Annotated in this window: 13 protein-coding genes and 1 riboswitch; of the genes, 8 read left to right on the top strand and 5 right to left on the bottom strand. The window is 49.7% G+C overall.

Annotated elements, in window-relative coordinates:
* Positions 1-37: 37 nt before the first annotated feature.
* The 6 genes from ABGU93_RS05025 to ABGU93_RS05000 all read left to right on the top strand — a co-directional run bounded on the left by ABGU93_RS05025 (position 38) and on the right by ABGU93_RS05000 (position 6,438).
* Complete coding sequence (locus ABGU93_RS05025; protein ID WP_347412399.1) at positions 38-1,537, top strand: FGGY-family carbohydrate kinase; 1,500 nt, start codon at positions 38-40, stop codon at positions 1,535-1,537.
* Between the two features lies 1 nt (position 1,538).
* Positions 1,539-2,297, top strand: coding sequence for an SDR family oxidoreductase (locus ABGU93_RS05020; protein WP_347412398.1), 759 nt, complete (start codon positions 1,539-1,541; stop codon positions 2,295-2,297).
* A gap of 119 nt (positions 2,298-2,416) precedes the next feature.
* The gene (locus tag ABGU93_RS05015) at positions 2,417-3,871 is read left to right on the top strand and encodes an NAD(P)/FAD-dependent oxidoreductase (protein WP_347412397.1); all 1,455 of its coding nucleotides are present in this window, start codon (positions 2,417-2,419) and stop codon (positions 3,869-3,871) included.
* The gene (locus ABGU93_RS05010; RefSeq protein WP_347412396.1) at positions 3,868-5,160 is read left to right on the top strand and encodes an FAD-dependent oxidoreductase; all 1,293 of its coding nucleotides are present in this window, start codon (positions 3,868-3,870) and stop codon (positions 5,158-5,160) included. The genes ABGU93_RS05015 and ABGU93_RS05010 overlap by 4 nt, the downstream gene beginning before the upstream one ends.
* Positions 5,160-5,588, top strand: a complete 429-nt coding sequence (locus ABGU93_RS05005; RefSeq protein ID WP_347412395.1) for a DUF1667 domain-containing protein — start codon at positions 5,160-5,162, stop codon at positions 5,586-5,588. The genes ABGU93_RS05010 and ABGU93_RS05005 overlap by 1 nt, the downstream gene beginning before the upstream one ends.
* Positions 5,578-6,438: a class II fructose-bisphosphate aldolase gene (locus tag ABGU93_RS05000; protein WP_347412394.1), complete on the top strand. Its 861-nt coding sequence runs from the start codon at positions 5,578-5,580 to the stop codon at positions 6,436-6,438. The genes ABGU93_RS05005 and ABGU93_RS05000 overlap by 11 nt, the downstream gene beginning before the upstream one ends.
* 226 nt (positions 6,439-6,664) lie before the next feature.
* Here the strand turns inward: ABGU93_RS05000 and ABGU93_RS04995 are convergent, their stop codons facing one another.
* Positions 6,665-7,912 carry a stalk domain-containing protein gene (locus tag ABGU93_RS04995; RefSeq protein ID WP_347412393.1) on the bottom strand — a complete coding sequence of 416 codons (1,248 nt, stop codon included), beginning with the start codon at positions 7,910-7,912 and terminating at the stop codon, positions 6,665-6,667.
* An 80-nt stretch (positions 7,913-7,992) separates the two neighbouring features.
* Positions 7,993-8,076: riboswitch (cyclic di-GMP riboswitch) on the bottom strand.
* Positions 8,077-8,367: 291 nt separating this feature from the next.
* Here ABGU93_RS04995 and ABGU93_RS04990 point away from each other — a divergent pair.
* On the top strand, positions 8,368-8,877 hold the full coding sequence (locus tag ABGU93_RS04990; RefSeq protein WP_347412392.1) for a hypothetical protein: 510 nt from the start codon (positions 8,368-8,370) through the stop codon (positions 8,875-8,877).
* Between the two features lie 94 nt (positions 8,878-8,971).
* On the opposite strand, the gene ABGU93_RS04985 is transcribed toward ABGU93_RS04990, so the two are convergent.
* From ABGU93_RS04985 to ABGU93_RS04970, 4 genes are all read right to left on the bottom strand, one after another.
* Positions 8,972-9,661, bottom strand: coding sequence for a 3'-5' exonuclease (locus ABGU93_RS04985; RefSeq protein ID WP_347412391.1), 690 nt, complete (start codon positions 9,659-9,661; stop codon positions 8,972-8,974).
* Between the two features lie 306 nt (positions 9,662-9,967).
* A complete protein-coding gene (locus ABGU93_RS04980; protein ID WP_347412390.1) occupies positions 9,968-11,032 on the bottom strand; it encodes a DUF3089 domain-containing protein in 1,065 nt (354 codons plus the stop codon).
* Positions 11,033-11,261: 229 nt separating this feature from the next.
* Positions 11,262-12,023 carry a CPBP family intramembrane glutamic endopeptidase gene (locus tag ABGU93_RS04975; protein WP_347412389.1) on the bottom strand — a complete coding sequence of 254 codons (762 nt, stop codon included), beginning with the start codon at positions 12,021-12,023 and terminating at the stop codon, positions 11,262-11,264.
* Positions 12,020-12,616, bottom strand: coding sequence for a TetR/AcrR family transcriptional regulator (locus tag ABGU93_RS04970; RefSeq protein WP_347412388.1), 597 nt, complete (start codon positions 12,614-12,616; stop codon positions 12,020-12,022). The genes ABGU93_RS04975 and ABGU93_RS04970 overlap by 4 nt, the downstream gene beginning before the upstream one ends.
* A gap of 216 nt (positions 12,617-12,832) precedes the next feature.
* On the opposite strand from ABGU93_RS04970, the gene ABGU93_RS04965 reads away from it, so the two are divergent.
* On the top strand, positions 12,833-13,195 hold the full coding sequence (locus ABGU93_RS04965) for a VOC family protein (protein WP_347412387.1): 363 nt from the start codon (positions 12,833-12,835) through the stop codon (positions 13,193-13,195).
* The last annotated feature ends 19 nt before the right edge of the window (positions 13,196-13,214 follow it).

The raw sequence follows: 13,214 nt of genomic DNA, 5'->3' as shown, positions 1-13,214 counted from the left end.
TCGTTTAAAATTCAAAAAATAAATTGGAGGTTACAAAATGGGAAAATATTTATTGGGTCTGGACAATGGCGGCACCATGATTAAGGCCGCACTGTATGATTTAAAAGGCAATGAGGTCGCTATTTCCAGTTCCAAAACTGCGATGTATCAGCCGCAACCGGGCTTCACCGAGCGTAACGTCGAAGAAATGTGGCAGGCCAATGTCAAAGCCATCAAAGGAGTGATCGCCAAAGCCGGTATCGACGGCAGCGAGATCATCGGGCTTGCTGCCACCGGTCATGGCAACGGCCTCTATCTGGTCCGGGCCGATGGCACTCAGACCACCAACGGGATGATCTCCACCGATGTCCGGGGCCGGGAATACGTCATCAAATGGCAGAACGACGGCACCCACGACAGGATCTTACCGAAAACGATGCAGAGCGTTTTTGCCGGACAGCCGACCACCCTGTTGCGCTGGTTTATGGATCATCAACCCGCGGTGCTGGAAGAAACCCGCTGGATCTTCATGTGCAAGGACTACATCCGTTTCCGCTTAACCGGGGAAGCCTATGGCGAAATTGCTGATATGTCCGGTTCCAGTTTAATGAATGTCCGGGATGTCAAATACGATCGGGAGCTGCTGGCCGATATGGGGCTGGAAAGCATTTATGATAAACTGCCGCCGTTGCGTTATTCCGGCGAAGTCTGCGGTACCGTCACCAAAGCAGTAGCTGAACTGACCGGTCTGGCAGAAGGCACCCCGGTGGCCGGAGGCTGTATGGATATTCACGCCTCGGCAATGGCCGTGGGGATCACTGACGAAGACAAGATGTGCGTGGTGGCCGGTACCTGGAGCATCAACGAGTATATCAGCAAGCAACCGGTGGTGGACAAGGATCTGTTTATGACCTCCATTTATCCGATTCCCGGCTATTGGATGATCCTCGAAGGCAGCCCGACCTCGGCCAGCAATCTGGAATGGTTTTTAACCGAAATCCTCCGGGACATTGACCTGAAAGAGCAGGACGTCTATGAGTATTCCAACAATTGTGTCAACTGTGTCGCCGATGAAGATTGCGGTGTGGTTTTCCTGCCGTTTCTCTATGCCAGCAATGTCAACATCAACGCCAAAGCCTGCTTTGTCGGGCTGTCCAGTTATCATAACCGCGACAATATGCTGCGAGCCGTTTATGAAGGGATTGTTTTCAGCCACAAATATCATATTGAAAAGTTATTAAAATATCGGAAGGCCCCCAAAAGCATCCGGATTGCTGGCGGGGTGGCCAAATCCCGGGTTTGGGTACAGATGTTTGCCGATATTCTGCAGGTGCCCATCGAAGTCACCGAATGCACCGAACTGGGGGCCCTGGGGGCAGCCATCTGTGCCGGGGTCGCCACTGGCGCCTACGAAAGCTTCAAGGCGGCTTCGGACGTGATGGTGGAAATCGCCTTTACCGCGGTGCCCAACCCGGACAAGCGGGCGATGTACGAAAAGAAGTACAACCGCTACTTAAAGGTCATCAATGCCCTGGATGGGATCTGGGACGAGTATTAAAATGGATTTGAAATTAACAGGAAAAAACGCGATCATCACCGGGGGTTCCCGGGGGGTGGGCCGGGCGATTGCTCTGGGGTTGGCGGCGGAAGGGGTTAATGTGGTAGTCACAGCCAGAAAATCCTCGAAAGAATTATTGGAAGTGGTGGAAGAAGCCAAATCGATGGGGGTAAAAGCCTATCCTTTGGGGGCGAACATGAATAATGCCGATGATATCCAGGTGATGATGAAGGAAGCCGAAGCACTATTGGGGGATCTGGATATTCTGATCAACAACGCCGGGATCTGGCTGACTGGCTGGATTCAGGATATTCCCTTATCAGATTGGGAAGAGACCATCGATGTCAATCTGACAGCACCCTTTCTGACCTCCCAGTATTTTGCTAAAATTAACTTGGCCAAGCAGCGGCCCGGGCGGATCATCAACATTAATTCCCAGGCGGCCTTTAACGGTTCTACCACTGGTCACGCCCACTACGCTGCCAGCAAAGCCGGGATGGTGGCCATGACCATTTCAATGGCTCGGGAACTGTCATCCAAAGGGATCACCGTCAACGGCATCGCCCTGGGGGTGGTCGACACCGACATGATCCGCGACAACATCGCCGCCAACCCCGGTTATTACGAAAGCCGGATTCCCATCGGTCGGGTGGCCCAGCCGGAAGACATCGCCAATATCGTCGTCTTTATGGCTTCAGAACCGGCGTCTTATCTTACCGGAACCACCATCGATGCCACCGGCGGAATGCTGATGCGGTAGGGTGTTTAAACGGAACATGGGTTGCAAGACGGACGTCTGCGGGCGGGTTCTACCCGCCCCTACGAAGCAGAATAAACAACGGCGTAAAATACACACACCATTTACGAGAGGAAAAGAGAATGAATCATTACGACATTATTATCATTGGCGGCGGTATTACCGGTACGGCCATTGCCCATGAATGTTCAAAATATCAACTGACAGCGGCCCTGCTGGAGCGGGGCACTGATATCGGGATCGGGGCCACCAAAGGAAACGGCGGGGTGGTTCACCCGGGTTATGATCCGACCCCGGGGAGCCTGAAAGCAAAGATCAATGTCCGGGGCGCCAATCTTTATCCGCAGCTGGCCAGGGATCTGAACTTCGGGATTATCAATCCGGGGATCTTCGTGATCGGATTTAGCGATGCCGATGAAGCGGTGTTAAAACACAAGCTGGAATTTGGTATCAAAAACGGCGTTAAAGATCTGGCCATCATCGATGCCAAGCAGATGTGCAACCGCGAGCCCCATCTGGCTGCCGAAGCCAGACATGCGCTTTATGCCCCTACGGCCACCGTGGTTGATCCTTTTGAGGTGGCCATCGCCTTTGCTGAAAATGCCAAAGCCAACGGCGTCGATATTCTGACCAGTCAGCCGGTAACAACCATTAACAAAATGCAGGATGGATTTGTGATCACAACTCCGGATACTACCTATACCTGCGATTATATCGTCAACGCCGCCGGCAACCATGCCGATGAGGTGGCCAGGCTGGTCGGGATTGCCGAATACCAGATGAAACCGCGCCATGGCGATCTACTGGTATTGGATAAGGATATGGTCAATAAGCCCCAAACGGTGATGTTTCCATGTCCCGGACCGGAAACCAAGGGGATTGCCTGCATTCCCACGGTGCATGGCAACACCATCGTCGGTTCCACAGCGACGATGATGGATGACAAGGAAGCCGTCAACAATTATGCGCCGGGGATCCAGGCTCTGATCGACGGGGTGCATAAGATTTTACCGGAACTCGACGCCGGTAAGATCATCCACACCTTTGCCGGGTTGCGGCCGGTGGTGCTGGACAACAACAATGATTTTTACATTGCCGAATCCCAGACTGTCAAAGGCTTCATCCACGCCGCCGGGATTCAGTCCCCGGGGGTGGCCTCGGCCCCGGCGATTGCCGAACAGGTCCGGGATCTGCTGGATAATGCCGGACTGGAAATGGTGCCTAAAGCGGATTATAATCCATATCGGGAGAAACCGACCGATTTTGATGCGTTATCGATTGCCGAACAGGATGCGTTGATCAAGCACAATTCTGCCTATGGCCGGATTGTCTGCCGTTGTGAAACAGTGACCGAAGGCGAAATCGTCGACGCCATCCACGGGGCGATCCCGGCCCACACCCTGGACGCGATTAAACGCCGAACCCGGGCCGGGATGGGACGCTGTCAGAGCGGTTTCTGTCAGTACAAAGTCATTTCCATTCTAAGCCGGGAACTGGGCTTGCCGGTTTCTGACATCTGTCTCGAAGATGACGGATCCCAACTGCTCTGCGGAGCGGTCAAGGGAGGTGTGAAATGAAACAGTTAGACTATGATGTGGTCGTCATCGGCGGTGGCCCAGCCGGCATGGCGGCGGCCCTCAAAGCCAAGGAAAAGGGCACCACCGTCGCCATCATCGAACGCAACGACGAACTGGGGGGGATTCTCAATCAGTGCATTCACAGCGGTTTTGGCCTCAGTTATTTCAAGCAGGAACTTACCGGACCGGAATACGCCGAGCTGTTTATCAACCAGGTGGCGGCGGCCGGTATCGACGTTTATTTAAAGTCCATGGTCATTGATTTGACCCCGGAGCGCCAGGTGAAAGCGATGAACGAAGACGGTATGCTGGTTCTGGCGGCCGGGGCGATTGTGCTGGCGATGGGCTGTCGTGAACGGACCCGGGGGGCCATTAAAATTCCTGGCTCCCGACCGGCCGGGGTACTGACCGCCGGGCTGGCCCAGCGCTATGTCAACATCGAAAACCGTAAACCAGGCGAACGCATTGTGATTCTCGGTTCCGGCGATATTGGCCTGATCATGGCACGGCGGCTGACCCTTGAAGGGATGCTGGTTTTGGGCGTTTACGAGTTGATGCCCTATGCCAACGGGCTATACCGGAACATCAAAAATTGCCTGGACGATTTTGATATCCCGCTGCATTTGTCAACCACGGTAACAAATATTATCGGCTATCCGCATCTGGAAGCAGTCGAGGTGGCTAAGGTTGATGAAAACTTCGTGGTGATAGAGGAAACCCGGGAAGTGATTGCCTGTGATACCTTGTTGCTGTCGATTGGTCTGATTCCCGAAAATGAACTGTCCCAAAAATCCGGAGTCAGCCTGAATCCCCGGACTAACGGCCCGCTGGTCGACGAAGAGCTGGCCACCGACCAGCCGGGAATCTTTGCATGCGGAAACGTTCTCCATGTCCATGATTTGGTCGACAACGTGACGCTGGAAGCCGAACAGGCGGGAACCGCTGCCGCGGCCTACGCGCTGCAGCAAAAGGCAGCGGCGGTCAGTGAAAACAGACCGTCCGAAAATAAAACAACGATCACGATCGAACCCGGAGAAAATGTCAGTTACACCGTACCGGCAAAGCTGACCATCCTGTTACAAAAGGAAATCCGGATTTTATTCAGGGTGCGAAAACCCTTAGATCAAGCCGCGGTTGTGATTCAAGCTGGCACAACAATCCTTTATCAGGGTAAACCTCAGGCCTTTAAGCCCAGTGTAATGCAAACGGTGGTGCTGAAGCCAGAGGAAATAAATGGGCTTAATGGTTCAGAACAATCCATAACCGTATCCGTCCGGGAGGTGAAATAATGCATCAGGAGCCGCAAGAAATTAAAATGAACAAGAACGTAATCAATAATACTGACATAAAAGTCTGCTGCACCACCTGTCCCAAGGAATGCGTCATCACGGTTCATCTAAAAAAGGGTGTTCTGGACAGTGTGGAGGGAGAAGGCTGTAAAAGAGGTAAAAAATTTGCGCTAAAGGAGATCACCACGCCAGAAAGAACATTAACCAGTACGGTAATGGTAGAATGTGGAGATAAGGCTTATCTGTTGCCGGTTAAAACAGCCGCCCCGATTCCTAAAAAATATATGGCTCTGGCGATGAATGTCATCCGCAAAACCAGGCTTATCGGACCCTGCCTGATGGGGGATGTGGTGATCCCGAACATCTGCGGTACCGGGGTGGATGTGGTGGCCTGTCGGAGTATTAAGGAGGAAAATCATGCGTGTTAATCTGACGACTATTTTAAAACGGGCTCAGGCTGACGGAACAGGGGTGGGAGCTTTTAACACGCTCAATCTGGAAAGCGTCCGGGCGGTGATCGCGGCGGCCGAAGCCGCAAACCAGCCAGTGATCATTATGCATGCTCAGATCCATGAGAGCCTGATTCCGCTGGAAGTTATCGGCCCGGTAATGATTCGGCTGGCCGACCAGGCCCGGGTGGAGGTCTGCGTCCATCTCGATCACGGCGAAGACCTGGGCTATCTGCTTCACGCCATGAAAATGGGTTTCACCTCGGTGATGTATGACGGGTCAAGACTGCCCTACGCGGAAAATCTGACCAACACCCGGGAAATTGTCCGGGTGGCTCATTATCTGGGCGTCTCGGTGGAAGCCGAGCTGGGACGGGTGCTGCGGCCGGAAGGTGGTGGGGCTGCTGATCCTGAGGAAAAAGATCTGACCCCGGCAGCATGCTACACCGATCCCGAGATGGCCAAAGCTTTCGTGGAGGCCACCGGGGTGGATGCGCTGGCGATTGCTTTTGGCACTGCCCACGGCGTTTATGAGGCCGAACCCTGTCTCGATTTTGAGCGGATTGGTGCGATTCACGAGCTGGTGGATGTCCCGCTGGTGATGCACGGCGGATCCGGCGTTAGTGCCGCTGACTTCCGGAAATCCATCGCTGCAGGAATTTCAAAAATTAATTATTTCACTTATATGTCGCTGTCCGGCGGTCAGGCAGTTAAAGCCTGTTACGAGCAAAACCCCGGCCGAGACCTGCGCTTCGATGAAATCGCCGAGATCGGTCGGGTCGCCATGCAGGCGGATGTGGAACAGACCATGAAAGTCTTCCGAAGCTAAAAAATGTCTGTATTTCTTTTTACTGAACAGAGTTAATAGAAATATTTGGTCGGTACGGTAGTTTATCGACAACCTTAACCATCGGCAGTGCCGGTGGTTTTAATTTATGCAAAAATAAAAGACCAACCTGAAATGAGTGTTTCAGGTTGGTCAAAGAAGAAGAAAATCTATATCAGCAAAATTGCTTTTGCCAGATATCTTTATTCAGATTACTTAATTAAATGAATTAAATAACGGGTTCCAGTTCCGGTACGACAGGGTCTGGAGTCAGTTCAACAACAGGAGTTTCAGGGGCAGGATCGGTGGTGCCATCATCAACTGGAGTTTCGGTGACTGGATCGGTGGTGCCATCATCAACCGAAGTTTCGGTAACCGGATCAGTGGTGGCGTCATCAACCGGCGTTTCGATGACTGGATCAGTGGTGCCATCATCAACCGGAGTTTCGGTGACTGGTTCAGTCGCGCCATCATCAACTGGCGTTTCGGTGGCTGGATCGGTGGTTTCATCAATCGGTACATCAACATCGATGATTTCATTGTCACTATCGTAGCTTACATCCAGATTCAGGATGTAAGCCAGCAGATCCAGAGGAATGAAGGTGCGACCGCAGGTTACCTGGACTCGATCGGTGATGTCCACTGGGGTGCCATCGATAGTGGCGGTGACGCCAGCAGCGGTGATTTCGATCACGGCAGTGTCTTTGGTGATGGTCAGCGTTTTGGTTTCTTCATTAAAGACCACTTCAGCTTCCAGTTTTTCGGTGATGGCTTTAACTGGAACCATAATGTCGCCGCCTTTGATGTAAACCGGCGCGTCAAATTTAATCAACTGATTGTTGATGGTAACACTACCGGCATCCAGGGCTTTGGCGTCTTCCAGCATCTTTTCAATCAGGGCCGAAACACTTTCAAATTGAGCCAGTTCTTCATCGGTATACATGGTTTTCACCACCATATAGCGCTGATTGATGATCTGTTTGATTTGTGACTGGAGTCCGGTCAGCTCGGCTTTGAGACTGTCCAGCTCGGCTTGCAGCGCTTCTGCACCGGCCGTGTCGCCAGCTGCCAGGAGGGCTGCCATTTCGGCTTCCAGGGCGTCTTTTTCTTCAGCTAAAACGCTTTTTTGTTGGGTCAGTTCTTTTTTCTGTTCGTTCAGTTCCTGCTTGAAGACCTGTTGCGGTTTGGCCGGTTTTTTTCCGGGCTTGCTTACTTCTGGGGAGGTTACTTCTTCGGCGGTCACATCTTCAACGGGGTCGGTGACCGGATCAGTAACAGTTGTGTCCGTGCTGTCAGGGGTGCTGGTTTCAACCGGAACCACCACCGGTTCAGGAACCGGAGCAGGGGCGACAATAATATCCTTTTTAGGGGATGCGTTACCGCTAGATTTGTCTGAATTCTTTGGCGCAGCCAAAGCAGTTGCCGGTGCGGAAAGCGCCAGCGCCAGGACCAAAACGAGAATTAATCTTTTTTTCATAAAAAGACTCCTTTCTTGCTGATCTCCATAAAAAAAACTGTATGCCTGGAAAGGCATACAGCATTATCAACTGCGCCCTCTTCGGCAACCCGGCTGTCGTAGCATAATGCCTTAGACCCGTGGCTTTGCGTCCCTGACTTTCATCAGGTTTGCTATTATCGGAGATGTTATTGTTTACATTGTAAATCAGATGGTGGTTGATTGCAAGCGAAAATTCAACTTTCTGAATACTCACGACTAATTGATTTGGCTACTACATATATAGTTGGACGATTGCTGATTCAGAGCAGGTTTGCTTAAACAAAACTGAAAATAATCGAACCCCAAATGGTTCGTGTGTTTCTGACACCCGATTGACACAGATCGATATTATGATGAGCTCAGAAATAAAAAAGACGCTTCGAAGCGATCAACCGTTTCGCAAACGCCTAAAAAATCTTAAGGAGATGTGTAAAATGAAACGTTTATCAAAATTACTGACCGTTCTGCTGTTGGCTTTCACCTTAATAGGTTCCATGGGTGCTGTGATGGCGGAAGAGGCAGCCTATGGCTCAGCCGGGGCGCTAGCTGATGACAACCTGACCCTGGAGGAAATGCTGACCTATGCCATTCAGGATGAATATGCTGCCGAAGCCGAATATGCCAAAATCATTGAAACCTACGGCGCGATTCGACCTTATTCCAATATTGTCAAAGCTGAAGCTAAACACATTGCCTCGTTGACACCGCTTTTTGAAGCCAATGGCTTTGCGGTACCGGTTAATGACGCTGCCAGCAAGGTTGTGCTGCCGGCATCACTGAAAGAGAGTTATGCTATCGGGGTTCAGGCGGAGATTATGAACATCGATATGTATAACCGTTTTCTGGATCAGGAACTGCCAGACACCGTCCGGACTGTGTTTGAATCTCTGAAAAAAGCATCTGAAAGTCATCTGGCTGCCTTTGAACGAAAAGTTGGAAAATAGCGGTAAGGCATTAAAAAAGCAAAAACGAAAAGCGGAACTGATCAAGATCAGCTCCGCTTTTTAGAGGGGAAAATTAGAAAATAGCGGTTTGCAATTATAAGGAAATTTGCGCAAATTTCTCAATCGGGGCAGACAGATTTTGACATTTCTTTTTATAGGGAGAATGTTTGAGATTAAACTCTGTGGCCAGGATCAGGCTATCCAGCTCTTCCACACAGGCAATGGAACCGTCATGATACTTTAACGACTGGTACAGATTATTGCCGACCAGACAATCGGATAAGGCCCGATGGGCGTTGGTGTTCTGGATGGCACATTTTTCACACAGGGAGGTCAGTTGTTGATTGAGAACCGAGCGCTGCCGTTCCCGGAACAGCTCCCGGATATCAATAAAATCATTGGTCAGATCATGGCCGATATTGGTTTTGCAGTGATCATACAAAAAATTCACATCCGAATTAACCTTATGGCCAATTAAAATATTGTCGCCAATGAAGGAAACGAAAGCATCCAGTACCTCGGCAATGGGGCTGGCATCCGCGAGCATGTGATTGGTGATACCAGTCAAATTGGTAATATAAGAACTGATCGGGTTCTTTGGTTTGATCAGCATCTGAAAGACGGAGGCGATTCTATTGTCGCGGACCTTGACAGCCCCGATCTCAATAATTTCGCAGTTTCGGGGACTGAAACCGGTGGTTTCGATATCGATAATAACGTAATCATCCGGAAATTCAATCAGGCTGTTACCTTTTTTTTCTCTAAGTGTTCCATATTTATTCATTGATTTCTCCTAACAAGTTACTCTCTTTTTGCAGTTGGTTATTCTTATTTGACACTGCGTTATATTTATAACCAATTCGCCGGTGAATATTCATGCTAATCAAAAAAATGATAAAAATTAAAAAAAACTCAATTCTGCCAGTACAGAATTGAGTGAGGTTATCGATAAACTACAGTACCGACCAATTGTTAATCTGTTGTTCGCCGCGGAATCGGACAGGCTCTGCCGTGTCCGCTCCGATGCGTACAACATGATGTAACAATTGTCGGTACTGTTGTAGCTTTTAAGATTTGCGGTAACAACGACTTATTTATGTTCTTTCAGGTAGTTAGCCGCCCGTTCTTCTGCGTTGGCGCGAAGATTAAAATAGTAAAACGGAAAATCAAAAGAATGGAAAACGCCGCGGCCGAAGGTGCCACCGCCGGGTGCATATTGATTGACATCGACCGTGCTGCAGATCAGGACATTTTTGGTGTTATTGACCTGGGCATCAGCAAAGTTCATCACCTTAACCGGGCTGCCATCGGCATTTTTAACCACGGACCCGTCGGTATTTAATTGCAGCGAACCGAGATTGTCCGAGGCTGGCGCGACCGTTTCTGCGGTGGTCCAACTGATCGGGTTGATCACATGGGCGGTGGGCAGAACTACGCCATCAGAGCCTTCAATAGTTGGGGCCTGGGTGTTGTAGGAAATAATCACCCCGGTGTCGCCGGAACCGGTGGCAAATTTGAGGTCAGGGTTATCGGCCAGGTAATCGTCGGTGATGGAATAGCCAAGGACATAGGCGGCTACCATCCGTTTATAAACATCCGGGTGTTCTTTCATGTAATCCTGCAGGATATAGATCATCACGTTGGAACCCTGAGAATGGCTGGCCAGAATAAAGGGCCGGCCATTGTTGTAATGCTCGAGATAGTATTCAAAGGCGGCGGTGGCATCGGTCAGCGGTACGCCCTTAACAATGTCCTGCTGTTCGTCAAAATCCATGGCCAGGGTCGAGCCGGCGTCGTCCTGACGGTAGAAGGGGGCAAAAATATTGGCAGAGGTTTCAAAAGTCGTTGCCTGTCGGTCAAAGGCCAGTTTGGACTGCTGCAGCATGACCGGATTGTCAATTTCGCAGATAATCGGATCGTCAGCATTGACCTTGGCCCAGGCGGAGGGATACAGGTAGAAAACATCCACCTCTTTGGTTATTTCAGTGGGAACATTGAGCCAGTGTTCGCTCTGGCTGTAATCAGTGGGGACGATGGCATCCGAGGTTTCAGTCTGGGCACCGTCTTTTTTGGCGCTAGTGCATCCGGCGAGGGCCAGACAACCAACCAACAGGACAAGGGCCAGAGACAGGGACAGGATTATGTTTCTTTTCATGGTTTCTCCTTTTTTGATTTGATTTTTCTTTTAAATTCAATGATGTTAGCGTTTTTAGTATAGTGGAAAAAGTGCCTAAAGTATAGCGGAATAATCGCGGAAGAGGATAAGATACTGATGTTTACGAAAAAATGCTGCCTATTGTCGAAAATAGGATCACGGGGCAATTGGGCAGCAAAAAAAGCCGGGTTTATCACCCGACTTTGAATTGGATCTTTCTATTTACTTTTTACTCAACCTCTACGGTAACATCCACTTTTTCAAACTGCAGCTTACGCCATAAGAATACCGCATACAGGCAGAGGATGGCTGTTTGAACCAGCAGCAGCGTCATATTTAAAACAGTTCCGGTTTCCAGGGTGATGTTGGCAATAAAATCGTGGAGGCCGTGCCAGACAATCACGGGGATAATACTTTTGGTAAGGACCACCAGTTCCGCACAGATCAGACCAAACAGTCCGGCAAAAACAATCAGAATCAGCACATACAGCGGATCGCTGCCGCTGAGGGCGGTAAAGGCATGACCGATGCCAAACAGCAGCGAAGAGGCAATGACCCCATATTTCACGCTTTTTGTCTGGAGGATTTTAAACATCAGGCCGCGGAAAAATAATTCCTCGTTGATCCCGACCACGGCGGCAAAGATAAAGAGAAGCCCAACTTGGGTCAGTGACAGGCTCAGATCAAAGCCGTTCAAAAAAGGCAGCAGTTCGGCCGCTAAAAGTGGCAGAAAATACAGAGCCACCGGACTGCTGTGACGCTCTATGCCTCTGAAACCAAAGGCCTCCAACCCCAGTTTCGACCGGGCCACCAGCAACAGACCCAGTAGAATTGAGATGCCAAAAGATAGCGTTTGGGCAATCAGGGTTTGGGTCTCATTGAAGGCCAACACAACACTGATGACGCCAGCGGCCGTGGCAAATAAAATCGGTAGCAGTCCAAGCAGAATGGCAGTGCGCAAAGGGTGACGGCTTGAAAAAAATAGTCTCATGATTGTTCCTCTTCTTTCATGGTAAATAAATTCAGATAACCTTTAAAGGTATCCATCAGGATCGCTTCGATTTCATCGTGACTGAAATGACATTGATTGGTTGCCACCAGCGAGGCAATCCCATGGGTTAACAGCCAGATATCAACATAGAGTTTTTTGGAATGGTCGTGATTTAACCCCGTCATCCCGGCAATCATTTCGATCACTTCCTGATTATCGTCCCCGGAAATCATATCCATCGGGCTGTCAACATGAAGCGCCTCGGACATAAACAGCAGCTTAAAAAGATTCTTTTCTTCGCTGGCAAAACTAATGTAGGCCAGGCCCATCCCTAAAAAGGGGATACGATGATTCATGCCATCTTGCATATAGGTATTAAAATAATCCTCGACCTTTTGATAAAGGGCCGTTTTTAAATTATCCATATTCTGAAATGTCCGAAAGACTGGTTGGATCGAACAACCCAGAATTCTGGCAATTTCCCTGGCATTTAACCCTTCGATGCCGGATGTTCTGGTAATTTCCAGCGCCACATCGAGGATGGCATCTTCTTTGATTTTTATTTTAGGAGGCATGGTGTGTAGTCCTTTCAAAAATACAGGCGATATGTAACGCGCGATACATATCATGTGATATTTTATATTTTAAAGGCTGGAAACGCATTTGTCAATAAAAAAATCTCTGTAATGATGACAGAAAAAAATCCCGCCACTCAATACGGTTGATCCACTTTTGCAAAGATCGATTTTATGCTACAATAGCTAAAATAACTGATGCAAATAAAATTTACATCCGCAAAGGAGAACGTTATGAATTTATCATGGGTAACCGTCACGGTTAAAGATCTGGATGAATCGATTCGCTTTTATACTGATGTCGTCGGTTTGACGGTAGAGAGCCGTCGGCCGGCTGGCCCGGGAATGGAACTGGCCTTTTTAGGGGACGGCGAAACCAAGCTGGAACTGGTTTGCAATCAGGCCGTCTCGGAGTTTAGCATCGGCGCCAGTATTTCGCTGGGCTTTGAAGTGGCATCTCTGGATCAAACCATGGCAGCGTTAAAAGAGCAGGGTATTGCCCTGCACAGCGGCCCGTTTCAGCCGGCTCCGCACATCAAGTTTTGCTTTATCACCGACCCCAATGGGTTAAAGATTCAGCTGCTGGAACATATGTAAAAAAGCTTTGGACCGAAAT

This window comes from Acetobacterium sp., assembly GCF_039830195.1.
Taxonomy (GTDB): Bacteria; Bacillota; Clostridia; order Eubacteriales; family Eubacteriaceae; genus Acetobacterium.
The sequence above is the reverse complement of the archived record's forward strand: the minus strand, read 5'-3'. Positions and strand labels throughout refer to the sequence as shown.

Bases quoted from the DNA above. Each gene is read 5' to 3' on its own strand.
- ABGU93_RS05025 (WP_347412399.1), top strand. From the start codon at position 38: ATGGGAAAATATTTATTGGGTCTGGACAATGGCGGCACCATGATTAAG.
- ABGU93_RS05020 (WP_347412398.1), top strand. From the start codon at position 1,539: ATGGATTTGAAATTAACAGGAAAAAACGCGATCATCACCGGGGGTTCC.
- ABGU93_RS05015 (WP_347412397.1), top strand. From the start codon at position 2,417: ATGAATCATTACGACATTATTATCATTGGCGGCGGTATTACCGGTACG.
- ABGU93_RS05010 (WP_347412396.1), top strand. From the start codon at position 3,868: ATGAAACAGTTAGACTATGATGTGGTCGTCATCGGCGGTGGCCCAGCC.
- ABGU93_RS05005 (WP_347412395.1), top strand. From the start codon at position 5,160: ATGCATCAGGAGCCGCAAGAAATTAAAATGAACAAGAACGTAATCAAT.
- ABGU93_RS05000 (WP_347412394.1), top strand. From the start codon at position 5,578: ATGCGTGTTAATCTGACGACTATTTTAAAACGGGCTCAGGCTGACGGA.
- ABGU93_RS04995 (WP_347412393.1), bottom strand. From the start codon at position 7,912: ATGAAAAAAAGATTAATTCTCGTTTTGGTCCTGGCGCTGGCGCTTTCC.
- ABGU93_RS04990 (WP_347412392.1), top strand. From the start codon at position 8,368: ATGAAACGTTTATCAAAATTACTGACCGTTCTGCTGTTGGCTTTCACC.
- ABGU93_RS04985 (WP_347412391.1), bottom strand. From the start codon at position 9,661: ATGAATAAATATGGAACACTTAGAGAAAAAAAAGGTAACAGCCTGATT.
- ABGU93_RS04980 (WP_347412390.1), bottom strand. From the start codon at position 11,032: ATGAAAAGAAACATAATCCTGTCCCTGTCTCTGGCCCTTGTCCTGTTG.
- ABGU93_RS04975 (WP_347412389.1), bottom strand. From the start codon at position 12,023: ATGAGACTATTTTTTTCAAGCCGTCACCCTTTGCGCACTGCCATTCTG.
- ABGU93_RS04965 (WP_347412387.1), top strand. From the start codon at position 12,833: ATGAATTTATCATGGGTAACCGTCACGGTTAAAGATCTGGATGAATCG.